A 21890-nucleotide genomic window follows, 5' to 3' on the forward strand; every position below is an offset into this window, starting at 1 on the left:
CCGGGCAGTGCTGCATCGTCTTGGGGGACGATGCCGGCCACGCGTGGCCGGGGCGACGTGCCCGGGGAGCTTTGAGCGGCCCTCCCGTATGTACGCGTCCCGGCAGATCGCGTCAAGGCGTACGCCGGTGCGAACCGGCGTCCAGGCTCCCGGCCGGATCCCGTGGGGGGAATCCGAACCGGGAAACAGGAAGCGCCCCGCTCCGACCCGTGGGGGGATCGGCAGCGGGGCGCTTTCCTTATGCGGCTCGCGGAGCGCTCGGCGTGCGACGCCTCAGCGCTGCTCCACTCAGCGCTGCTCCACCGGGATGAAGTCGCGCTCGACGATGCCCGTGTAGATCTGGCGCGGGCGGCCGATGCGGGAACCCGGCTCCTTGATCATCTCGTGCCACTGGGCGATCCAACCGGGAAGCCGGCCGAGCGCGAAGAGCACGGTGAACATCTCGGTCGGGAAGCCCATGGCCCGGTAGATGAGGCCGGTGTAGAAGTCGACGTTCGGGTAGAGCTTGCGCTCCACGAAGTAGTCGTCGGCCAGCGCGTGCTCTTCGAGCTTGAGCGCGATGTCGAGCAGCTCGTCGTCCTTGCCCAGGGCGGAGAGGACGTCGTGCGCCGCAGCCTTGATGATCTTCGCCCGGGGGTCGAAGTTCTTGTAGACGCGGTGCCCGAAGCCCATGAGCTTCACGCCGTCTTCCTTGTTCTTCACCTTGCGGATGAAGGTGTCGACGTCGCCGCCGGACTGCTGGATGCCTTCCAGCATCTCCAGCACCGACTGGTTGGCGCCGCCGTGCAGCGGGCCCCACAGCGCGTTGATGCCCGCCGAGATGGAGGCGAACAGGTTGGCCTGCGAGGAGCCGACGAGCCGCACCGTCGAGGTGGAGCAGTTCTGCTCGTGGTCGGCGTGCAGAATCAGCAGCTTGTCCAGCGCGCCGGCCACGACCGGGTCCAGGTCGTAGTCGGCGGCGGGCACCGAGAAGGTCATGCGCAGGAAGTTCTCGACATAGCCGAGGTCGTTCCGCGGGTAGACGACGGGCTGGCCCACCGACTTCTTGAACGCGTACGCCGCGATCGTCGGCAGCTTGGCCAGCAGCCGGATCGTGGACAGGTGACGCTGCTTCTCGTCGAACGGGTTGTGGCTGTCCTGGTAGAACGTGGACAGCGCGCTGACCACGGACGACAGCATCGCCATCGGGTGCGCGTCCCGCGGGAAGCCGTCGTAGAACCGCTTCACGTCCTCGTGCAGCAGCGTGTGCTGGGTGATCTCGCCCTTGAACGTCGACAGCTCGTCGACGGTCGGCAGCTCGCCGTTGATCAGCAGGAACGCCGTCTCCAGGAACGTGCTGTGCTCCGCCAGCTGCTCGATCGGGTAGCCGCGGTAGCGCAGGATGCCCTGCTCGCCGTCGAGGTAGGTGATCGCCGATTTGTACGCGGCGGTGTTGCCGTAACCGCTGTCCAGGGTCACCAGACCGGTCTGGGCGCGAAGCTTGCCGATATCGAAGCCCTGGTCGCCGACGGTGCTGTCGACCACCGGGTAGGTGTATTCGCCGTCCCCGTACCGCAGTACTACAGAGTTGTCGCTCACGTCATCCCTCACCGACGTTGTGCCTCTTCTTCGAGGTGCCCTGACTCCCTCTACCTTCCCCCATTTGGACCATGCACGTGCACTCGGGGTCGGCCAAAGGGCCTATGCGCGGCACTCAGTGCCGCCTAGCCTGCCCATACTGCCCCCTTCGCCCCACTTGGGGAAACCTGGGGACACCCAGAAGCTTGTTGAATATTTATGCATCGCGTATGCCACCGCCCAGCCGGTGATCCAGCGCAGTGCACCGCCTACCCGCGGAGACCGTCCGCACCGCCTGCCCCAGCGCTTTTCTGGAGCCCACCAGCACCACGAGCCGCTTCGCCCGAGTCACGGCGGTATACAGCAGATTGCGCTGGAGCATCATCCACGCCCCGGTGGTGACGGGGATCACCACCGCCGGGTACTCGCTGCCCTGCGAGCGGTGGATCGTCACCGCGTACGCGTGCGCGAGCTCGTCCAGCTCGTCGAAGTCGTACGGCACCTCCTCGTCCTCGTCCGTACGCACGGTCAGCCGTTGCTCCTCCGCGTTCAGCCCGGTGACGACGCCGACCGTGCCGTTGAAGACGCCGTTCTCCCCCTTCTCGTAGTTGTTGCGGATCTGGGTGACCTTGTCGCCGACCCGGAAGACCCGGCCGCCGAACCGCCGCTCCGGCAGATCCGGCCGGGCCGGTGTGATCGCCTGCTGGAGCAGCCCGTTGAGCGTCCCCGCCCCGGCCGGCCCCCGGTGCATGGGGGCCAGCACCTGCACGTCCCGGCGCGGGTCGAGACCGAACTTGGCGGGGATGCGCCGCGCCGCCACGTCCACCGTCAGCCGCCCCGCCTCCTCGGTGTCGTCCTCGGCGAAGAGGAAGAAATCCGCCAGCCCCTGGGTGATGGGCGGCGTACCCGCGTTGATGCGGTGGGCATTGGTCACCACGCCGGACTGCTGCGCCTGCCGGAAGATCCGCGTCAGCCGCACGGCCGGCACCGGCCCGCCCTCCGCGAGCAGGTCCCGCAGCACCTCCCCCGCCCCGACCGACGGGAGCTGGTCCACATCCCCGACGAGCAGCAGATGCGCGCCCGGCGCGACCGCCTTGATCAACTTGTTGGCGAGCAGCAGGTCCAGCATCGACGCCTCGTCGACCACCACCAGGTCGGCATCCAGCGGCCGCTCCTTGTCGTACGCGGCGTCGCCGCCGGGCTTCAGCTCCAGCAGCCGGTGCACGGTGCCGGCCTCGGCCCCGGTCAGCTCCGAGAGCCGCTTGGCGGCCCGGCCGGTCGGCGCGGCCAGCACCACCTTGGCCTTCTTGGCGCGGGCCAGCTCCACCACCGACCGCACGGTGAAGGACTTGCCGCACCCCGGGCCGCCGGTCAGCACCGCGACCTTCTCCGTCAGCGCCAGCCGCACCGCGTCCCGCTGCTCGGGGGCCAGCTCGGCCCCCGTACGGTCCGCGAGCCAGGCCAGCGCCTTGTCCCACTCGACCGTGCGGAAGGCGGGCAGCCGGTCCTCCTCCGCCCGCAGCAGCCGCCGCAACTGACCGGCCAGGGACAGCTCGGCCCGGTGGAAGGGGACGAGATAGACCGCGGTGACGGGCTCCCCGTCCGGTCCGGGCACGCTCTCGCGGACCACCCCCTCCTCGTCGGCGGCCAGTTCGCCGAGGCAGTCGATGACCAGACCGGTGTCGACCTGGAGCAGCTTGACCGCGTCGGCGATCAGCCGCTCCTCCGGGAGATAGCAGTGCCCTTGATCCGTGGACTGCGAAAGGGCGTACTGGAGACCGGCCTTGACCCGCTCGGGGCTGTCATGCGGAATGCCGACGGACTGGGCGATCCGGTCAGCGGTCAGGAAGCCGATGCCCCACACATCGGCCGCCAGCCGGTAGGGCTCGTTGCGCACGACGGAGATGGAGGCGTCGCCATATTTCTTATAGATGCGCACCGCGATGGAGGTGGAGACGCCCACCCCTTGGAGGAAGACCATGACCTCCTTGATGGCCTTCTGCTCCTCCCACGCCGCCGCGATCATCTTCGTGCGCTTCGGACCGAGTCCGGGCACCTCCACGAGGCGTCCCGGCTCCTGCTCGATGACATCGAGCGTGTCCGTGCCGAAGTGCTCCGTGATCCGGTCGGCGATCCTCGGGCCGATGCCCTTGATCAGGCCGGAGCCCAGATAGCGGCGGATGCCCTGGATGGTGGCGGGCAGCACCGTGGTGTAGTTCTCGACCGTGAACTGGCGGCCGAACTGCGGGTGGGAACCCCAGCGGCCCTCCATCCGCAGCGATTCCCCCGGCTGCGCGCCGAGCAGCGAGCCGACCACCGTGAGGAGGTCGCCGCCGCCGCGGCCGGTGTCCACACGGGCGACCGTGTAGCCGTTCTCCTCGTTGGCGTAGGTGATCCGTTCCAATACCGCTTCGAGCACCGCTTGCTGGGACATGGCACGACGGTACCGCCGGGCCCGGACACTCGTGCGGGCCTGTGGATAACTTCCGAGAGGTGCCATTCCGCTACCGCGGCGGGCCCTTCCGACCAGCCATTCCGTCGGCGGCAGAGGCGCCGTCGCCGCTGCCGCCGACGGCCCTCCGACCCCTGCCCGCACCCGGCCGGGCCGGACCAGGACGGGCCGGACCAGGCCGGGCCGGGCCGGACCACGACGGGCCAGGACGGGCCGGGTCGGGCCGGACCAGGACGGGCCAGGACGGGCCGGGTCGGGCCGGACCAGGACGGGCCAGGACGAGCGAGGACGGAAGGACGGGCCAGGCCGGATCAGACCGGGCCCCATCGCGGCGGGGCCGGCCGCGCCCCGGCCTCACCCCGGCCCCGACCGCGCCCCGATCGGCGTCGCCGAGGACCGCCACGCCAAGCCCGCCAACCGGTCCGTCCGATCCGCCCGATCCGCCCGATCCCCCCGGCCAGGCCGATCCCCCGGTCCGTCCAATCCGCCCGATCCCCCCGGTCCGTCCGATCCGCCCGATCCACCCGATCCCCCGGCCAGGCCGATCCCCCGGCCCGTCCAATCCGCCCGATCCCCCCGGTCCGCCCCATCCCCCCGGTCCGCCCGCCCCGTCACACGCCGCTCTCCTGCGGCGAGCCCGAAAGGAGTGCCCGTTGAAGGAGTGCCCGTTGAAGGACTGTCCGGAGCCGCCGTCGAACGGACCGGCCCCCGTAGAACTCCTCCGCATGGAGGGCGTCCGCAAGACCTTCCCCGGCGTCGTCGCGCTCGACAACGTCGACTTCGATCTGCGCGCCGGTGAAGTGCACGTCCTGCTCGGCGAGAACGGCGCGGGCAAGTCCACGCTCATCAATGTGGTCTCCGGCGTCCACCGCCCGGACGCCGGCCGCGTCCTCGTCGGCGGCGAGCCCGTACGCGTCCGCGGCGCGCAGGACGCCGAGCGGCACGGCATCGCCGCCATCCACCAGGAGTTCAACCTCGTACCGGACCTGAGCGTCGCCGAGAACATCTTCCTCGGCCGCCAGCCCCGCCGCCTCGGCTTCATCGACCGCAAGGCGATGGAGAGCGCCGCCGCCGAACTGCTCGACCGGGTCGGCGTCGACGTCCCGCCGCGCACCCGCGTGCGCGAACTGGGCATCGCCCGGCTCCAGATGGTCGAGATCGCCAAGGCGCTCTCCCTCGACGCGCGCGTCCTGATCATGGACGAGCCGACCGCCGTGCTCACCGCCGAAGAGGTGGACAAACTCTTCCGGATCGTCCGGACACTGCGCGGGAACGGCGTCGGCGTCGTCTTCATCACCCACCACCTGGAGGAGATCGCCGCCCTCGGCGACCGCGTCACCGTCCTGCGCGACGGCCGCAGCGTCGCCCAGGTCCCGGCCGGCACCCCGCACGACGAACTGGTGCGGCTGATGGTCGGCCGCTCCATCGAGGCGCAGTACCCGCGCGAGCGCACCGACGCCGCACGGACCGCGGCCCCCCTGCTGCGGGTAACGGGCCTCTCCCGGAGCGGCAGTTTCCAGGACATCGCCTTCGAGGTGCGGCCCGGCGAGGTCGTGGGCCTGGCCGGGCTGGTCGGCGCGGGCCGCACCGAGGTCGTACGGGCCGTGTTCGGCGCCGATCCGTACGACGCGGGGACCGTCGAGATGGCGGGCCGGCCGCTGCCCCGGCACGACGTCAACGCCGCGCTGGAGGCCGGGATCGGCCTCGTACCGGAGGACCGCAAGGGCCAGGGCCTGCTCCTGGACGCCTCCGTGCAGGAGAACCTCGGCCTGGTCACCCTCGGCCGCGCCACCCGCGCGGGGTTCGTGGACCGGTCCGGCCGGCGGCGGGCCGCGGCCCGGATCGCCGAGCGGCTCGGGGTCCGGATGGCCTCGCTCGACCAGCGCGTACGGACCCTGTCCGGCGGCAATCAGCAGAAGGTCGTCATCGGCAAGTGGCTGCTGGCCGCTTCGAGGCTGCTGATCCTCGATGAGCCGACGCGCGGCATCGACGTCGGCGCCAAGGTCGAGATCTACCGGCTCGTCAACGAGCTGACGGCCTCGGGCCACGCGGTCCTGATGGTCTCCAGCGACCTCCCCGAGGTGCTGGGCATGAGCGACCGGGTCCTGGTCATGGCCCAGGGCCGGATCGCGGGCGAACTCGCCGCCGGGGACGCCACCCAGGACGCGGTGATGGCTCTGGCCGTACGCACCCGGCCGGACGAGGCAGAAGAGAAGGAAGAGGCAGAAGAGAAGGAAGGGGAGGGCTCCCGTGGCCGCTGACACTCTCAAGGGCGACCGCCCGTCGGGCGCGGCCCCGGTGCTGCGCCGGGTGCTGCTCGACAACGGCGCGCTGAGCGCCCTGGTGGTGCTGGTGGTGGCGCTGTCACTGCTGTCCGGCGACTTCCTGACCACCCAGAACCTGCTCAACGTCGGCGTGCAGGCGGCCGTCACCGCGATCCTCGCGTTCGGCGTCACGTTCGTCATCGTCTCGGCGGGCATCGACCTGTCGGTCGGCTCGGTGGCGGCGCTGTCCGCCACCGTGCTCGCCTGGACGGCGACCTCCCAGGGGCTGCCCGTACCGCTGGCGGTCGTCCTCGCCGTCGGCACCGGGATCGCCTGCGGCCTGGTCAACGGCGCGCTGATCGCGTTCGGCAAGCTGCCGCCGTTCATCGCGACGCTGGCGATGCTCTCCATAGGGCGCGGCCTCGCGCTGGTCGTCTCCCAGGGGAGCCCGATCGCCTTCCCCGACGCCGTCTCCGGCCTCGGCGACACGCTCGGCGGACGGCTGCCCGTACCGGTCATCGTGATGGTCGCGGTCGGCGTCGTAACGGCGGTCGTGCTGGCCCGTACGTACATCGGCCGCGCCATGTACGCGATCGGCGGCAACGAGGAGGCGGCGCGGCTCTCCGGCATCCGCGTCAAGCGCCAGAAGCTCGTGATCTACGCCCTGTCGGGGGCCTTCGCGGCCGTCGCGGGCATCGTTTTGGCGGCCCGGCTCTCCTCGGCGCAGCCGCAGGCGGCGTACGGCTACGAGCTGGACGCCATCGCGGCGGTCGTCATCGGCGGGGCCAGCCTGTCGGGCGGCGTCGGCAAGGCGTCCGGCACGTTCGTCGGCGCGCTGATCCTCGCCGTGCTCCGCAACGGCCTCAACCTGCTGTCCGTGTCCGCGTTCTGGCAGCAGGTCGTCATCGGCGCCGTCATCGCGCTGGCCGTGCTCCTCGACACGCTGCGCCGCCGCGCCGGGGCCTCCCCGGCCCCCTCAGGCGCGTCCAAGCCGGGCGGCGGGCTTCCGGGCAGGCGGCCGGTGAAGATCGCGACCGGTGCGGCGGCCGTGGCGGCGGTGGCGCTGGCCGCGGTGTTCCTGCGGCCCGGCTCGTCGGGGGCGGAGACCAAGGTCGGGCTGTCCGTGTCCACCCTCAACAACCCCTTCTTCGTGCAGCTGAAGGCGGGCGCGCAGGCCGAGGCCAAGGCGTCCGGCGTCGAGCTGACCGTCACCGACGCCCAGAACGACGCCTCCCAACAGGCCAACCAGATCCAGAACTTCACCAGTCAGGGCGTCAAGGCCATGATCGTGAACCCGGTGGACTCGGACGCCGCGGGCCCGTCCGTCAAGGCCGCGGGCCAGGCGGACATCCCCGTCGTCGCGGCCGACCGGGGCGTCGACGAGGCGTCCGTCGACACCCTCGTGGCCTCCGACAACGTCGCGGGCGGCAGGCTCGCCGCGAAGACGCTCGCGGAGCAGGTGAACGGCAAGGGCACCATCCTGGTCCTCCAGGGAACGGCCGGCACCTCGGCCTCCCGCGAGCGCGGGCAGGGCTTCCGGGAGGGGCTGAAGGCGTACCCCGGCATCAAGGTCGCCGCCCGGCAGCCCGCGGACTTCGACCGCGCCAAGGGGCTGGACGTGACGACCAACCTCCTCCAGGCGCACCCGGACGTGAACGGCGTCTTCGCCGAGAACGACGAGATGGGACTGGGCGCGGTCAAGGCCCTGGGCGCCAAGGCCGGTACGTCCGTGAAGGTCGTCGCCTTCGACGGCACCCCGGACGGCCTCAAGGCTGTCCGGGACGGCTCGCTGGCCGCGACCGTCGCGCAGCAGCCGAAGGAGGTGGGCAGGCTGGCCGTGCGGAACGCCGTCAGACTGGCCAAGGGGGAGAAGGTCGGCGAGACGGTGAAGGTGCCGGTGAAGGTCGTCACCGCGAAGAACGTCGCGGACTTCTCCTGAAGCCCCTCCGCTCCCGCTGTCTTTCGAGAGGAACACATCACCATGCACGGCGCGCACCGCTACGACCTGCTCGTCGTCGGCTCGGCCAATGCCGACCTGGTGGTCGGCGTCGAACGCCGCCCCCTGGCCGGTGAGACCGTACTCGGCTCGGACCTGGTCACCCATCCGGGCGGCAAGGGCGCGAACCAGGCCGTCGCCGCCGCCCGGCTCGGCGCCCGTACGGCCCTGCTCGCCCGAGTCGGCGACGACGCCCACGGCAGGCTGCTGCTGGACGCGCAGCGCGCGGCGGGCGTCGAGGTCGGCGGCGTCCTCGTCGGCGGCGCGCCCACCGGCGTCGCGCTGATCACCGTGGACCCTTCGGGCGACAACAGCATCGTCGTCTCCCCCGGGGCCAACGCCCGGCTCTCGCCCGAGGACGTACGGGCCTCCGGCGATCTGCTCGCGGCGGCGCGGGTCGTCTCCCTCCAGCTGGAAATCCCGCTGGACACGGTCGCCGAGACCGTACGGGCCGCGGGTCCCGGAACCCGCGTGGTGCTCAACCCGTCGCCGCCCGCGCCGCTGCCCGACGATGTGCTGGCGGCCTGCGACCCGCTCATCGTCAACGAGCACGAGGCCCGCTATCTGCTCGACGGCCATCCGGCGGGGGCCTCCGACGAGCCGGAGGCGTGGGCCGCGGCCCTCCTGGAGCGCGGTCCCCGCTCCGTGGTGGTCACCCTGGGCGCGGCCGGCGCGCTCCTCGCGGAGGCGGACGGGGACGACGGGGCCGGGGCGGCGGTCCGCGTGCCGGGCATCGAGGTGGCGGCGGTGGACACCACCGGCGCGGGCGACGCCTTCACGGCGGCCCTGGCCTGGCGGCTGGGGGCCGGCGACGGCCTGGAGTCGGCGGTCCGCTTCGCCACGCGGGTCGCGGCGGCGGCCGTGACGCGGGCCGGGGCGCAGGAGTCCTACCCGGCGGAGGGGGAGGCGCTGCCCGGCGGCGACGAGCCGTCCTGACGACCGGCCCGGCTGCCGATCCGCAGCCAGTCCTAGGCGCAGTCCCAGGCGCAGTCCTACGCACAGTCCGACGACCGGTACGAGGCTGGTCCGAGGCCGGTACGACGGCCGGTACGAGGCTCGTCCGACGACCGGCCCGAGGCTGCTCCAGCAGCCAATCCAACGACCGGCCTGTGGAGCCTGACACCGCATCATGCGGTGTCAGGCTCCGCGGCCTTGGGCCCCTCCCCGGCGCCCGGCCCTTGACCCCGCCCCTAGGATCCAATGGCGTCCCCGCGCCTGACCAGGCGTCATTCCCGTACGGAAGTGGATCCGCCATGCCGACAGTCGCCGGAGTGGACTCCTCCACTCAGTCCTGCAAGGTCGTCGTCTGCGACGCCGACACCGGAGAAGTGCTGCACCAGGGCCGGGCCTCCCACCCGGACGGCACCGAGGTCGACCCGGAAGCCTGGTGGCAGGCGCTGCGCACCGCGGGCGGCGATCTGCTCGCGGACGTGGACGCCGTCGCGGTCGCGGGCCAGCAGCACGGGCTGGTCGCCCTGGACGGCCAGGGGGCGCCGGTGCGCGACGCGCTGCTGTGGAACGACACGCGTTCCGCGGGGGCCGCGGCCGACCTCGTGGCCGAACTCGGCGGCCCGGAGCGGTGGGCCGAGGCCGTCGGCACCGTGCCGCTCGCGGCCATCACCGTGGCCAAGCTGCGCTGGATGGCCGAGCACGAGAGCGCCCTCGCGGACCGCACCGCGCAGGTGATGCTGCCGCACGACTGGCTGACGTGGCGGCTGCGCGGCGGCCCCGGCTCGGGCGCCGAACCGGTCACCGACCGCGGCGACGCCTCCGGTACGGGCTACTGGTCCCCGGCCGCCGGCGACTACCGCCGCGACCTCCTCTCGCTGGCCTTCGGCGGCCGCTCCCCCGCGCTGCCGCGCGTGCTGGCCCCGTACGAGAGCGCGGGCCGCACCCCGCACGGGGCGCTGGTCGCGCCCGGCACCGGCGACAACATGGGGGCGGCGCTGGGGCTCGGCATCGGGCCGGGCGACGTGGTCGTCTCGCTGGGCACCAGCGGCACGGTCTTCGCGGTGTCCGAGGAGCCCACGGTCGACCCGTCCGGCGCCGTCGCCGGTTTCGCCGACGCCACCGGCCGCTTCCTGCCGCTGGTGTGCACGCTGAACGCGGCCCGGGTGCTCAGTTCGACCGCCCGGATGATCGGTACCGGCCTCGGGGACATCGATCTCCTCGCCCGTACGGCCGAACCGGGCGCGGACGGTCTGGTCTTCCTCCCCTATCTGGGCGGCGAGCGCACGCCGAACCTGCCGGACGCCACGGGCAGCCTGGTGGGCCTGCGCACCGACAACATGCGGCCTCCGCAGCTCGCGCGGGCGGCGGTGGAGGGGATGCTGTGCAACATGGCCGAGGCGCTGGACGAGCTGCGCGGCCGGGGCGTCGACGCGCGCCGGGTGCTGCTCATCGGCGGCGCCGCGAAGGCCCCGGTGGTCGGCGAGATCGCCGCCGAGATCTTCGGGGCGCCGGTCACGGTGCCCGAGCCCGAGGAGTACGTGGCGCTCGGCGCGGCCCGCCAGGCCGCCTGGGCGCTGGCCGGCACCCCCGAGCCGCCGTCCTGGCCACTCACCGGCTCCCGGCTGATCCCGGCCCCCGCCGACGGCGAGCCGGGGCGCCGGGTCCGGGCGGCGTACGCGCGGGCGCGCGCGTCGATGCACGGCTGACGCCACACGGCTGCCGCCGCACGGGATTCGGACAGCGTGGGTTTCAGACACCGTGGGTTTCAAACGTCGCGGAGCTCAGACGCGCGGCGTCCAGACGCCGCGAGATTCAGGCGATGTGTACTACGAGGGGGCCCGACCCGCGTCTGCTGAGCAGCGTCGCACCGGTCCGGCCCCCTCGGCCCCCCTCAAGGCCAGGCTTCCTTGGATTCCCCCCGGATCCCTCCCCCGGAAGCCCGATGCAAACTACGACCCGCCGATGCCCCCGAGGGTTGCGCTGATTTCCCGGAGTTATTCATCCGTTACTCAAGGTGCCGGGATATCGGCACAAACGTAGCGTTGTGTCCATGACTGACGACGCGTTGCACAACGATGTCATCGACGCACTGGGCAACCAGCGGCTCAAGGCCGTCGCGGGGCTCCTCGGCACGGACACCAACGAGGCCGCATCCGTCGTACGCGCCGCGTCGACCGCGCTCAAGGTCCCGGCGGCCGAGGTGGCGGCGGCCGACGAGCAGCCGCTGGTCGGGCAGGTCACCTTCGGCGGGTTCGGCGAGGGCACCGGCGGCGGGACCGCCGCCGACGGGCTGGCCAGGGCCATCGGGCCGGTCGCCAAGGCCCTCGCCAACAAGACCGGCCGCCCCGAGACGGAGGTCGCGGCCGCGCTGCGGGTCATCGCCCCGGTGCTGGTGACCGTGCTCGGCCGCCGGTCCGCGCGACGCTGACACCGGCCCGCGCGGACCGGCGGTCCCTCAGAGCACATCACAGCCCCTCAGAGCGCATCAGCCCCTCAGAGCACACCGGCCCTTCAGAGCACGTGAGCCCGGTAGCGGTCGACGGTCTCGGCGAGGACCGCACTGCCGTCGCGCGCCCAAAGTCCGGGGTTGAAGATCTCCGCCTCGATGGGGCCGTCGTAGCCCGCCGCGTCCACCAGTTCGCGGAAGCGGCGCAGGTCCACAGAGCCGTCGCCGAGCTGCCCCCGTCCCAGCAGGACCCCTTCGGGCAGCGGTGTCACCCAGTCGGCGAGCTGGAAGGACGCGATCCGGTCGCCGCGCCCGGCGCGGGCGATGCCCTCGGCCACCGTGTCGTCCCACCACAGGTGGTACGTGTCGACGACGATGCCCACCTGCTCCGCGGGGAACCGTTCCGCCAGGTCGAGGGCCTGGGCGAGGGTCGATACGACGCAGCGGTCGGACGCGTACATCGGGTGCAGCGGCTCGATCGCGAGCCGCACCCCGCGCTCGGCGGCGTACGGGCCCAGCTCCGCCAGCGCGTCCGCGACCCGCTCGCGGGCGGCGGCCAGGTCGCGGCCGCCGGGCGGCAGGCCGCCGGAGACGAGGACCAGGACCCCGGTGGACAGGGCCGCGGCCTCGTCGACGGCGGCCCGGTTGTCGGCGAGGGCGGCGGCGCGCGCGGCGGGGTCGGCCGCGGTGAGGAAGCCGCCCCGGCAGAGGGTGCTGACGGTGAGCCCCGCGTCCCGCACGAGGCGGGCGGCGGCGGCCGGCCCGTACTCCTGGACCGGCCCGCGCCACAGCCCCACGTGCCGGACCCCGGCCGCCGCGCAGCCGTCGACCAGCTCGGGCAGGGACCACTGCCTGACGGTCTCCTGGTTGATGCTGAAGCGGTCCGCGCCGCTCGCCCCGGCCGGCCGCGGCCGGGGGGCCGGGCCGCTCACGTCGCCCCTCCGCGACCGGCGATCAGCGTCTTCATCCGGGCCTCGGCCCGTTCGGGGTCGGGGAACAGGCCGAGCGTGTCGGCGAGTTGGTACGCGCGGGCGAGGTGCGGCAGCGAACGGGCGGTCTGCGCGCCGCCGACCATCGTGAAGTGCTCCTGGTGCCCAGCCAGCCAGGCGAGCAGGACGACGCCCGTCTTGTAGTGCCGGGTCGGCGCCTGGAACAGGTGGCGGGCCAGCTCCACGGTCGGGTCGAGGAGGGCGCGGAAGCGCCGGGTGTCGTCCGTGTCGAGGACGCGCAGGGCCTCGGCGGCGAGCGGGGCCAGCGGGTCGAAGACGCCGAGCAGGGCGTGGCTGAACCCGCGGTCGTCGCCCGCGATCAGCTCCGGGTAGTGGAAGTCGTCGCCCGTGTAGCAGCGCACGCCGCGCGGCAGGCGGCGGCGGAGCGCGACCTCGCGCGCGGGGTCGAGGAGGGAGATCTTGACGCCGTCGACCTTGTCGGGGTGGGCGGCGATGATGTCGAGGAAGGTGTCGGTGGCGGCGTCGAGGTCGGAGCTGCCCCAGTAGCCGTCGAGGGCGGGGTCGAACATGGGGCCGAGCCAGTGCAGGATGACGGGTTCCGCGGCCTGGCGCAGCAGCCGGCCGTAGACCTCGTGGTAGTCGTCCGCCGAGGCGGCGCGGGCCGCCAACTGGCGCGATGCCATGATCACGGCCTGTGCGCCGCTCTCCTCCACGACGGCGAGCTGCTCCTCGTACGCGGCCGTGATCTCGTCCACGGTGTGCGCGGCGCCGGCCGCGTCGAGCTGGTCCGTCGCGACGCCGCAGGCGATCCGGCCGCCGACGGACTTCGCCTCGGCGGACGAGCGGCGGATCAGCTCGGCGGCCGCGGGCCAGTCCAGGCCGCCGCCGCGCTGCGCGGTGTCCATCGCCTCGGCGACGCCGAGGCCGTACGCCCACAGGTGGCGGCGGAAGGCGAGGGTGGCGTCCCAGTCGAGGGCGGCGGCCCCCGGACCGGCCGACGGGTCCGCGACCACATGGCCGGCGGCGAAGGCCGTACGGGAGGCGGCCGGCGCGCCGGCCGGGGCGAACGCGGCCGGTTCGGCGCGCGGCTCGTACGCGCGCGTGCCGCCGTCCTCTCCGGGGAGCTCGATGGTCACAGCGACAGCTCCGGCACGTCCAGGCGGCGGCCCTCCGCGGAGGAGCGCAGGCCCAGCTCCGCGAGCTGCACGCCGCGCGCGCCCGCGAGGAGGCCCCAGCGCCAGGGTTCGTCCAGGACGACATGGCGCAGGAACAGCTCCCACTGCGCCTTGAAGCCGTTGTCGAACTCGTCGTTGTCCGGGACCTCCTGCCACTGCGTCCGGAATTCCTCGGCGGCGGGAATGTCGGGGTTCCATACGGGGCGCGGGGTGGCGGAGCGGTGCTGGACGCGGCAGCGGCGCAGCCCGGCGACGGCCGAGCCCTCGACGCCGTCGACCTGGAACTCGACCAGCTCGTCGCGGGCCACGCGCACCGCCCAGGAGGAGTTGATCTGCGCGACGGCGCCGCCTTCGAGCTCGAAGACGCCGTACGCGGCGTCGTCGGCGCTCGCCTCGTACGGCTTGCCGTGCTCGTCCCAGCGGCGCGGGATGTGCGTGGTGACGTGCGCCTGCACGGTCCGCACGGGGCCGAAGATCTCGCGCAGGACGTACTCCCAGTGCGGGAACATGTCGGCGGCGATGCCGCCGCCGTCCTCGGCGCGGTAGTTCCAGGAGGGGCGCTGGGCGGTCTGCCAGTCGCCTTCGAAGACCCAGTAGCCGAACTCGCCGCGTACGGACAGCACGCGGCCGAAGAAGCCGCCGTCGACGAGCCGCTTCAGCTTGCGCAGGCCGGGCAGGAACAGCTTGTCCTGGACGACGCCGGACTTGACGCCCGCGTCGCGCGCGCGGCGGGCGAGGTCCAGGGCGCCGTCCACGCCGGTGGCGGTGGGCTTCTCGCAGTAGACGTGCTTTCCGGCGGCGACGGCCTTGCGCACGGCGGCCTCGCGGGCGGCGGTGACCTGGGCGTCGAAGTAGACGTCGACGGCGGGGTCGGCGAGGACGGCGTCGAGGTCGGTGCTCCACGCGTCGAGGCCGTGGCGGCGGGCGAGGGCCGCCAGCCGGGGTTCGGAGCGGCCGACGAGGACCGGATCGGGCCAGATCGCGGAGCCGTCGCCGAGGTCGATGCCGCCCTGTTCCCGGATGGCGAGGAGAGACCGTACGAGGTGCTGGTTGTGCCCCATGCGGCCGGTGACGCCGTTCATGGCGATCCGCACCGTCCTGCGCGTCATCGCGGCGCCCCCTTCCGCAGCCGCCCGGCACGTCCGTGGCGGGCGTCGGCCGCTGATCGAGAAGCTAGCGCGGGGCGGCGGCGTCCACAAGAACGGCCTCTGGGCACCGATCGCCCGGCACGCGCCACGCGACAAGATCGGCAGCCGTCGCCCGGCACGCCCCGCGCGGCGGCAGCCGTCCGCCGCCCCTGCCGCGCGGCAGGACCGCCGACCGTGACCCGCCCGGCGCCTCGCCCGGCGCCTCGCCCGCCGCGCCGCACCCGACATGGTTGACCGGCGCGGCGCCGCTGCCTAGCGTCCGGCGAGGAGATCCGTCGACCACCATCCGGGAGCCCGCATGAAGTTCGCCTTCTCCACCCTCGGCGTGCCCGGCACGCCCGTACGCGACGCGGTGCGGCTCGCCGTCGAGCACGGCTACGACGGCGTCGAGCTGCGCGCCCACCCCGAGGAGGCCGTGCATCCCGGAATCGGGGCGGCGGAACGGGCGGCGGTGGCCGAGGAGTTCGCGGCGGCGGGCGTGGCGGTCCTGGCCGTCGCCGGCTACGCGCGGGTCGCGGCCCCCGGCGACGACGAGCCGGTCCTGTCGGAGCTGTCCGGGCTGACGCGGCTGGCGGAGGACGTGGGCGCGTCCTACGTGCGGGTCTTCCCGGGCGGCGGGGACGAGCAGTCCCCGGAGGAAGCGGACGCGACAGCCGCCCGGCGGCTGGGCGCGGCCGCCCCGGAGGCCGCCGACCGCGGTGTGCGTCTCCTTCTGGAGACGCACGACTCGCACCCCCGCGGCGCGGACGCCGCTCGGGTGCTCGGTCCGGTCGGCCACAAGAACGTCGGCGCCCTCTGGGATGTCATGCATCCCTGGCTGGCCGGGGAGAGCCCGACGGCGACCTTCCCCGCGCTCTCCCCGCACCTCGGATACGTACAGGTCAAGGACGTGGCCTCGGCGGAGGACACCACTCCGCTGGCGCTCGGCGCGGGGGTGCTGCCGCTGTCCCAGGTCGTCGGCCTGCTCGGGGCCGAGGGCTGGGACGGGTGGCTGTGCTGGGAGTACGAGAAGCGGTGGTATCCGCGGGCGGAGCCCCTGGAGGGGCTGCTCGGGCCGGGCCGGGAGCACCTCCAGCGGCTGGTCGAAGCGGCCCCTGACAGCACCCGGTAGCGCCTCCGCCGCCGCTGACCAGCGCGTTTAATCAGTCGGTTGAACCGTATGATTAAGGCTCGGCGAGAGGCGGGGGGCGCATGACCACGGACACGAAGGACCGGTTGATCGAGGCGGCGACGTCCGTGCTCAAGACGCACGGTTACGCCGGCGCCAGCGCCCGTACGATCGCGAAGGCGGCCGGCGCCAATTCGGCGCTGGTCTTCTACCACTTCGGCGGCGTCGACCAGCTGCTGCTCGCCGCCCTGGACCGGTCGTCCGCCGATCGGATGGCCCGGCACTCCGCGACCGTCGCCCCGATCCGCACCGTCGAGGAGCTGGCGGACGCCGCCACCCGCATCTACCGCGACGACCTCGAAGGCGGCCATGTCGCCGTCTTCTGCGAGCTGGTCGCCGCCGCCGTGGCCAAACCGGAGCTGCGCGGCCCGGTCAGCGAGCGGGCGCAGCCGTGGCTCGCGTTCGTCGAGGAGACCTTGGAGCGGGTCATCGGGGGCACGCCGCTGGCCCGGCTGACGCCGCCGCGGGAGCTGGCGAACGCCGCCATCGCCTTCTATCTCGGGGTGAATCTCTTCACCGTGCTGGACGCCGACCGGTCGCGCACCGAGTCGGTGTTCGCGTTGGTGCGGCGGCTGGCCCCGCGCGCCAAATTGCTGACGATGCGACTGCCCAAACGGCGTAACGCGGTACGGCGCGGCGCTGATTAGCACCGCCTCAGCGCGCACGATGGGCCCATGCGCCACGGTGGTTGCCCCTCCAGTCGACGTTTCCGGGTTCGTGCGCCCGGCGCGGAACCGCGCCGGGACGCCGTTCGTCCAAGGGGCGTGCTGTTGGTGAGTCTCCGCAGAGCGGTGTCGGCCTCGCTGCTGGCTGCGTTGCTGACCTCCCTCTCCGCCGCCTGCGGCCAGCAGCACACCGCCGCCGGCGCGCCCCCCTCCACTAGCGCCGGTGGCGGTTCGCCCTCAGGGACCACAGCGTCCTCGGCACCATCCGCACCCTCGCCACCATCGGCACCCTCAGGGCCCTCCACACCCTCAGGGCCCACGGCCGCCCCCGGTTCGCCCGGCTCCGCCCCGCCCGCGAGCCCCCGCGCCCCGTCCTCCCAGGACGACGGCCGCTCCCCCGCCGGCCGCATCGACACCGGCCTCGCCTACTTCGCGAGCGCCCCCGGCGCGGGCCCCGATCTGCACGCCGTCCTCCGCGACCGGGCGGACCTCGACGCCTTCGCCGCCCGGTTCGGCCGGCGCGGCCAGGACATCCGCGCCGCGGCGGCGGGCACGGACTTCTCCCGGACCACGCTGGTGGGCTGGTCGCGGACGACGGGCTGCGACCACTGGCCGTCGGCGTCGCTGGTCCGGTACGGACGCACGCTGGCGATGCGGGTACCCCCGCACGCGGAGCCGCCGCCCGAGTGCCTGGCGGCGTTCCAGGTGGTGGCGGTCTTCGAGGTGCCCAAAGATCGGATCACGTGGCAACCTCGTTTCGCCGGCAAGTGACCGTAACCGAACCAGCGGCTCCACCACGATCAGCCCTTCTCCGACCACGTGAGGAATCCCAGGGCGCCGCCCGCGGCCCACCACGGCGGCGGTGCGCGCCACTCGGCCTCCGGAAGGAGCACGTATGCACCACACCGCCTCCCGTCGCTCGCTGCTCACCGCCTCCGCGACCACCGCCCTCACCGCCCTGGCCCTCGGCGCGCCGGGCGTCGCAGAGGTCCGGGCCGCCGAGACCACCGGGACCGCCGAGCACGCGCGGCGCGCCAGACGCGCCCGCGCCGACGCGCTCATCTCGCGGATGACCCTGCCGGAGAAGGTCGGCCAGCTCTTCGTCATGCGGATCTACGGCGCCTCGGCGACCGACCCGGCGCCCGCCGACGCCGCCGCCAACCGCAAGGAGATCGGCGTCTCCGACGCCGCCGAGCTCATCGCCAAGTACCACGTCGGCGGCATCATCTACTTCGCCTGGGCGCACAACACCCACGACCCGCGCCAGATCGCCGCCCTCTCCAACGGCATCCAGCGGGCGGCCCTGGCCCGGCGCACCCGCATCCCGCTGCTCATCTCCACCGACCAGGAGCACGGCGCCGTCGCCCGTATCGGCGCCCCGGCCACGATGCTGCCCGGCGCCATGGCGCTCGGCGCGAACGGCTCGCGCGCGGACGCCCGTAACGCCGCCCGGATCTCCGGGGCGGAGCTGGCCGCGATGGGCGTCCGGCAGGACTACGCGCCGGACGCCGACGTCAATGTCGCCCCGGCCAACCCGGTCATCGGCGTACGGTCCTTCGGCAGCTCCCCGCAGGCCGTCGCCGGCCTGGTCGCGGCGCAGGTGCGGGGCTTCCGGTCGGCCGGGGTCGCCGCCACCGTCAAGCACTTCCCGGGCCACGGGGACACCGGCACCGACAGCCATGTGGACCTGCCCGTGATCACCCATACGGAGGCCGAGTGGGAGCGGCTGGACGCGCCGCCGTTCAAGGCCGCGATCGCCGCCGGCGCCGACTCGGTCATGACGGCGCACATCGTCTTCCCCGCCTTCGATCCCAGCGGCGACCCGGCCACCCTCTCCCGCCCCATCGTCACCGGCCTGCTGCGCGAGCGCCTCGGCTTCGACGGCGTCGTGATCACGGACTCGCTCGCCATGGAGGGGGTGCGCAAGAAGTACGGCGACGCGCGGGTGGCGGTCCTCGCGCTCAAGGCAGGCGTGGACCAGCTGCTCAACCCGCCGGACCTCGCCGTCGCCTGGAACGCGGTGCTCGCCGCCGTGCGCGGCGGCGAGATCAGCGAAGCGCGGCTGGACGCCTCAGTACGCCGCGTTCTCGAACTCAAACTGCGCAGGGGGCTGTTCAAGGACCCGTACGCCCGCCGCCACGACGTGGACCGCGCCGTCGGCATCCGCTCCCACCTGGCCGAAGCCGACCGGATCGCGGACCGCACGACCACTCTGCTCGTCAACAAGGACAAGCTGCTGCCACTCTCCCGGAGACGACAGAATTCCCTTCTCGTCGTCGGTGTCGACCCGGAGTCCCCTTCCGGGACCGGCGGCCCGCCCACCGCCGTCCTCGCCGAGGCCCTCGGCGAGCTGGGTTTCACGGCCACCGCGCTGTCCACGGGCACCGGCTCCGCGCCCGACCCGAGCCGGGCGCGCATCGACGCGGCGGTCGCGGCGGCCCGCGACAAGGACGCGGTGATCGTCGCCACGTACAACGTCACGGCCGCGTCGTCCCAGCGTGCGCTGGTGTCGGCGCTGGCCGCCACGGGCCGGCCGGTCGTCCAGGTCGCCATCCGCAACCCCTATGACATCGCGCGGCTGAGCGGCGTCGGCGCGGCGCTGGCCGCCTACGGCTGGAGCGATGTGGAGGTACGGGCCGCCGCCCGGGTCATCGCCGGGAAGACCCGCCCGACCGGCAGGCTCCCGGTGTCCGTGCCCCGCGCGGACGACCCGGACCGCGTCCTCTACCCGGTCGGGTACGGCCTGCGGTACTGATCCGGCCGTACGGACCGTACGCCGTGCCCCGCTCGCGCCCCGCCTGAGGGGCGCAAAGCTCCCGGCACGCCTGGCGTGCGCCCGCCCGGCGGGCCACGCTGGCTGCGTACAGGTCGGGGGACGGGGGGGACACCATGGGTCATCGCGCGCCGCCGTACGCGGTGCTGGCGCTGCTGCTGCCGCTGGCCGCCGGGCTGCTGACGGCTTGTCAGCGACAGCCGGACGATTCCGGGTCGGGGGCCGACGCGGGGGCCGGCTCCGTCTCCGCGCCGCGGCCCTCGGGCTACGGCGCGTTCTTCCTGGCCCGCGGCGAGTGCAGCTCCGGCGGGCGCACGTCCTTCACGGAGGTCGCGTGCACCAGCGAGCGGGCCGCGGCGCGCGTCGTCGGCCGGTACAACGGCCCCCGCGCGAGCGGGCCGCGCTGCCCCGACGCCACGGACTTCGTCCTGCACATCACCGCGCTGAACAGGGGGAATTCGGAGGAGCGGAGCGTTCCGGAGGGCTACGCCTGCATGCGCAACCTCCAGCCGCCGCATCCGGGCGACCCCGGCATGGGCGGCGGGCCGCTGACCGTCGCCGGGGACTGCGTCTACGCCGAGCGGCGCGGCCTGGTGAAGGAGACGGCCTGCGACGGGTCGGGGGCGCGGGCCCCCGAGTACCGGGTGACGCGCACGGTCCGCGCCCGCGCCGCGTGCCCGCCGTCCACCGCGCTGTACGTACGGGTGGGCGGCCGGGACCCGGTCGGCTGCGCCCGCCGCCTGTAGAGGCGGCGGGCGGGCCGTAGGGCGCGGAACCGCGCCGTCGTCACCGCGTCACGGACGCAGTGTCTGCTGCCGGTCGAGCGTCTGCGGCCGGTCCAGCTTCGCGTCGTACGGCGCGAGCGGCTTCGCCAGCTTCGCGTCCTTCTTGACGGCGGCCGGGGCGACGCCCGCCCAGTCGAGGACCTCGGCCGTGGCCTTGGCCCGCTGGTCGGCGACGAGCTGGGCGATGTTCGAGCCGTGGTTGCCGCCGGGCGCGTAGAAGCGGTAATCGTGGCGCTCCGCCGCGTCCCTGCCGAGCCGGAACGGCTCGGCGCCCCACGGGTCGTTCTGCCCGTACACGAACAGCATCCGCTCGCTGTCGTTGCGCACCCAGCGGTCGACGTCGCGCATCGCACCGGGCTGGAACTTCATGGGGATGTCCCGCGGCACGTACGAGCGCGGCTGGTAGATGCCCGGGTACCGCAGCAGCCCCTTGAGGTGCGGGGACTTGAAGCTGGGCGAGCCGAGCTGGGTGCCCGCCTGATAGTAGTACGGCGTGTACTTCTCCAGGCCCTGGTCGGTGTAGGCGTCGAAGCCCGAGATCGTGTCGACGAACTTGTACAGCTCGTCGGTGGAGGCGTTGGTCGCGGGGACGGTCGCGCAGTCGCTCTGCAGGTGGTACTGCCAGAACGCCCAGATCAGGTCGAGCACGACGTTCTCGTACGCCTTGTCGGCGCTGCCCACGACCTTGAACGTCCTGCCGTTCGCGTCGGCCCACTTCTGGTAGCGGGCCACGATCTCGTCGCGGCGCACCAGGGACTCGCGCTGCACGGAGTTCAGCTGCGTGCGGCACGCCTTGTCGCCGACGCCGGCGAGGAACCGGTCGTACGCCGAGTCCTCCTTGTTGTTCACGTCGTTGGGCGCGACGTACGCGACGGTGCCGTCCATGTCGTCGGGGTGGAAGCGGCGGAAGTAGGTCGCCGTCATGCCGCCCTTGCTGCCGCCCGTGGCCAGCCAGTTCTTGGTGTAGATCGGCTTGAGGGCCTTGTAGAGGCGGTGCTGGTCGTCGGCGGCCTGCCGGATGTCGAGCTTCGACCAGTCGGCGGGCTGCGGCCGGGACGGCGTGAAGTAACGGTACTCCAGGGAGACTTGGTTGCCGTCGACGATGCGGGTGGGCTCGCTGCGGCTGGGCGTCGTGGAGACGTTGTAGCCGGAGGTGAAGAAGACCGTCGGCCGGTCCGTGGACTTGTTCAGCAGGGTGAAGCGCTGCTTGAACGTCCCCTTCGACGGGTGGCGGTGGTCGACCGGCTGGTCATAGGTGAACACGAGGTAGCGGTAGCCCTCGTAGGGCTTCTCCTCGACGAAACTCATGCCGGGAATCTTCAGGACGCGTTCCTTGATGTCCGGCTCCGCGGCGGTGGCCGCTCCCGCCGGTGCGGTGCCGGCGCCCACGGTGCCTATGAGCACCGCGAACGCCGGCAGCCATCTGAGTGCCTTGCGCATTCGCCCTCCCTGGGGTCCCTGGTTTCACAGAGATCGCCGTGAACCTATCGGGACTCCGCCCGCCCCGACTAGCCCTGATCGGGGGCGGGATCGGAACGGGATCAGGCCGGCGGCGGCACG

General features: G+C 73.3%; 16 protein-coding genes. 10 read left to right on the top strand and 6 right to left on the bottom strand.

Annotated features, from left to right (window positions below; all coding sequences use genetic code 11):
• Positions 1 to 288: 288 nt before the first annotated feature.
• Entirely contained in the window at positions 289 to 1578 is a 1290-nt protein-coding gene (locus AB0I49_RS11775; RefSeq protein ID WP_363226741.1) for a citrate synthase, read from the bottom strand.
• A gap of 196 nt (positions 1579 to 1774) precedes the next feature.
• Positions 1775 to 3991 carry an ATP-dependent RecD-like DNA helicase gene (locus AB0I49_RS11780; protein WP_363226742.1) on the bottom strand — a complete coding sequence of 739 codons (2217 nt, stop codon included), beginning with the start codon at positions 3989 to 3991 and terminating at the stop codon, positions 1775 to 1777.
• Positions 3992 to 4734: 743 nt separating this feature from the next.
• On the opposite strand from AB0I49_RS11780, the gene AB0I49_RS11785 reads away from it, so the two are divergent.
• The 5 genes from AB0I49_RS11785 (at position 4735) to AB0I49_RS11805 (ending at position 11648) form a co-directional block, all read left to right on the top strand.
• Positions 4735 to 6270, top strand: a complete 1536-nt coding sequence (locus tag AB0I49_RS11785; protein ID WP_363226988.1) for a sugar ABC transporter ATP-binding protein — start codon at positions 4735 to 4737, stop codon at positions 6268 to 6270.
• Positions 6260 to 8212 (top strand): substrate-binding domain-containing protein, encoded by a 1953-nt coding sequence (locus tag AB0I49_RS11790; RefSeq protein WP_363226743.1) that lies wholly within the window; start codon positions 6260 to 6262, stop codon positions 8210 to 8212. The genes AB0I49_RS11785 and AB0I49_RS11790 overlap by 11 nt, the downstream gene beginning before the upstream one ends.
• A gap of 42 nt (positions 8213 to 8254) precedes the next feature.
• Positions 8255 to 9205: a ribokinase gene (locus AB0I49_RS11795; RefSeq protein WP_363226744.1), complete on the top strand. Its 951-nt coding sequence runs from the start codon at positions 8255 to 8257 to the stop codon at positions 9203 to 9205.
• A 317-nt stretch (positions 9206 to 9522) separates the two neighbouring features.
• Positions 9523 to 10926, top strand: coding sequence for a xylulokinase (gene xylB / locus AB0I49_RS11800; RefSeq protein ID WP_363226745.1), 1404 nt, complete (start codon positions 9523 to 9525; stop codon positions 10924 to 10926).
• 344 nt (positions 10927 to 11270) lie between these two features.
• Positions 11271 to 11648, top strand: coding sequence for a DUF937 domain-containing protein (locus AB0I49_RS11805; RefSeq protein WP_363226746.1), 378 nt, complete (start codon positions 11271 to 11273; stop codon positions 11646 to 11648).
• Between the two features lie 83 nt (positions 11649 to 11731).
• Here AB0I49_RS11805 and AB0I49_RS11810 read toward each other — a convergent pair whose 3' ends face one another.
• From AB0I49_RS11810 to AB0I49_RS11820, 3 genes are read right to left on the bottom strand one after another with little or no spacing between them, the layout of a single operon-like run.
• Positions 11732 to 12598, bottom strand: a complete 867-nt coding sequence (locus AB0I49_RS11810) for a sugar phosphate isomerase/epimerase family protein (RefSeq protein WP_363226747.1) — start codon at positions 12596 to 12598, stop codon at positions 11732 to 11734.
• On the bottom strand, positions 12595 to 13752 hold the full coding sequence (locus tag AB0I49_RS11815) for a dihydrodipicolinate synthase family protein (RefSeq protein ID WP_363226748.1): 1158 nt from the start codon (positions 13750 to 13752) through the stop codon (positions 12595 to 12597). The genes AB0I49_RS11810 and AB0I49_RS11815 overlap by 4 nt, the downstream gene beginning before the upstream one ends.
• On the bottom strand, positions 13749 to 14900 hold the full coding sequence (locus AB0I49_RS11820; RefSeq protein ID WP_363226749.1) for a Gfo/Idh/MocA family oxidoreductase: 1152 nt from the start codon (positions 14898 to 14900) through the stop codon (positions 13749 to 13751). Before AB0I49_RS11820 ends, AB0I49_RS11815 begins: the two co-directional genes overlap by 4 nt.
• A 337-nt stretch (positions 14901 to 15237) precedes the next feature.
• On the opposite strand from AB0I49_RS11820, the gene AB0I49_RS11825 reads away from it, so the two are divergent.
• The 5 genes from AB0I49_RS11825 (at position 15238) to AB0I49_RS11845 (ending at position 20291) form a co-directional block, all read left to right on the top strand.
• Positions 15238 to 16050, top strand: coding sequence for a sugar phosphate isomerase/epimerase family protein (locus AB0I49_RS11825; protein ID WP_363226750.1), 813 nt, complete (start codon positions 15238 to 15240; stop codon positions 16048 to 16050).
• Between the two features lie 80 nt (positions 16051 to 16130).
• Positions 16131 to 16754, top strand: coding sequence for a TetR/AcrR family transcriptional regulator (locus AB0I49_RS11830; protein WP_363226751.1), 624 nt, complete (start codon positions 16131 to 16133; stop codon positions 16752 to 16754).
• Positions 16755 to 16880: 126 nt separating this feature from the next.
• The gene (locus AB0I49_RS11835) at positions 16881 to 17543 is read left to right on the top strand and encodes a hypothetical protein (RefSeq protein ID WP_363226752.1); all 663 of its coding nucleotides are present in this window, start codon (positions 16881 to 16883) and stop codon (positions 17541 to 17543) included.
• Positions 17544 to 17667: 124 nt separating this feature from the next.
• Positions 17668 to 19527: a glycoside hydrolase family 3 protein gene (locus AB0I49_RS11840; RefSeq protein ID WP_363226753.1), complete on the top strand. Its 1860-nt coding sequence runs from the start codon at positions 17668 to 17670 to the stop codon at positions 19525 to 19527.
• A 134-nt stretch (positions 19528 to 19661) separates the two neighbouring features.
• Positions 19662 to 20291: a hypothetical protein gene (locus AB0I49_RS11845; RefSeq protein WP_363226754.1), complete on the top strand. Its 630-nt coding sequence runs from the start codon at positions 19662 to 19664 to the stop codon at positions 20289 to 20291.
• A gap of 48 nt (positions 20292 to 20339) precedes the next feature.
• Here AB0I49_RS11845 and AB0I49_RS11850 read toward each other — a convergent pair whose 3' ends face one another.
• Positions 20340 to 21770: a S28 family serine protease gene (locus tag AB0I49_RS11850; RefSeq protein ID WP_363226755.1), complete on the bottom strand. Its 1431-nt coding sequence runs from the start codon at positions 21768 to 21770 to the stop codon at positions 20340 to 20342.
• Positions 21771 to 21890: the final 120 nt, after the last annotated feature.

This window comes from Streptomyces sp. NPDC050617, from assembly GCF_040654795.1.
Lineage (GTDB): Bacteria > Actinomycetota > Actinomycetes > Streptomycetales > Streptomycetaceae > Streptomyces.

Bases quoted from the DNA above. Each gene is read 5' to 3' on its own strand.
- AB0I49_RS11805 (WP_363226746.1), top strand. From the start codon at position 11,271: ATGACTGACGACGCGTTGCACAACGATGTCATCGACGCACTGGGCAAC.
- AB0I49_RS11795 (WP_363226744.1), top strand. From the start codon at position 8,255: ATGCACGGCGCGCACCGCTACGACCTGCTCGTCGTCGGCTCGGCCAAT.
- AB0I49_RS11785 (WP_363226988.1), top strand. From the start codon at position 4,735: ATGGAGGGCGTCCGCAAGACCTTCCCCGGCGTCGTCGCGCTCGACAAC.
- AB0I49_RS11820 (WP_363226749.1), bottom strand. From the start codon at position 14,900: ATGACGCGCAGGACGGTGCGGATCGCCATGAACGGCGTCACCGGCCGC.
- AB0I49_RS11840 (WP_363226753.1), top strand. From the start codon at position 17,668: ATGCACCACACCGCCTCCCGTCGCTCGCTGCTCACCGCCTCCGCGACC.
- AB0I49_RS11780 (WP_363226742.1), bottom strand. From the start codon at position 3,991: ATGTCCCAGCAAGCGGTGCTCGAAGCGGTATTGGAACGGATCACCTAC.
- AB0I49_RS11825 (WP_363226750.1), top strand. From the start codon at position 15,238: ATGAAGTTCGCCTTCTCCACCCTCGGCGTGCCCGGCACGCCCGTACGC.
- xylB (WP_363226745.1), top strand. From the start codon at position 9,523: ATGCCGACAGTCGCCGGAGTGGACTCCTCCACTCAGTCCTGCAAGGTC.
- AB0I49_RS11850 (WP_363226755.1), bottom strand. From the start codon at position 21,770: ATGCGCAAGGCACTCAGATGGCTGCCGGCGTTCGCGGTGCTCATAGGC.
- AB0I49_RS11845 (WP_363226754.1), top strand. From the start codon at position 19,662: ATGGGTCATCGCGCGCCGCCGTACGCGGTGCTGGCGCTGCTGCTGCCG.
- AB0I49_RS11830 (WP_363226751.1), top strand. From the start codon at position 16,131: ATGACCACGGACACGAAGGACCGGTTGATCGAGGCGGCGACGTCCGTG.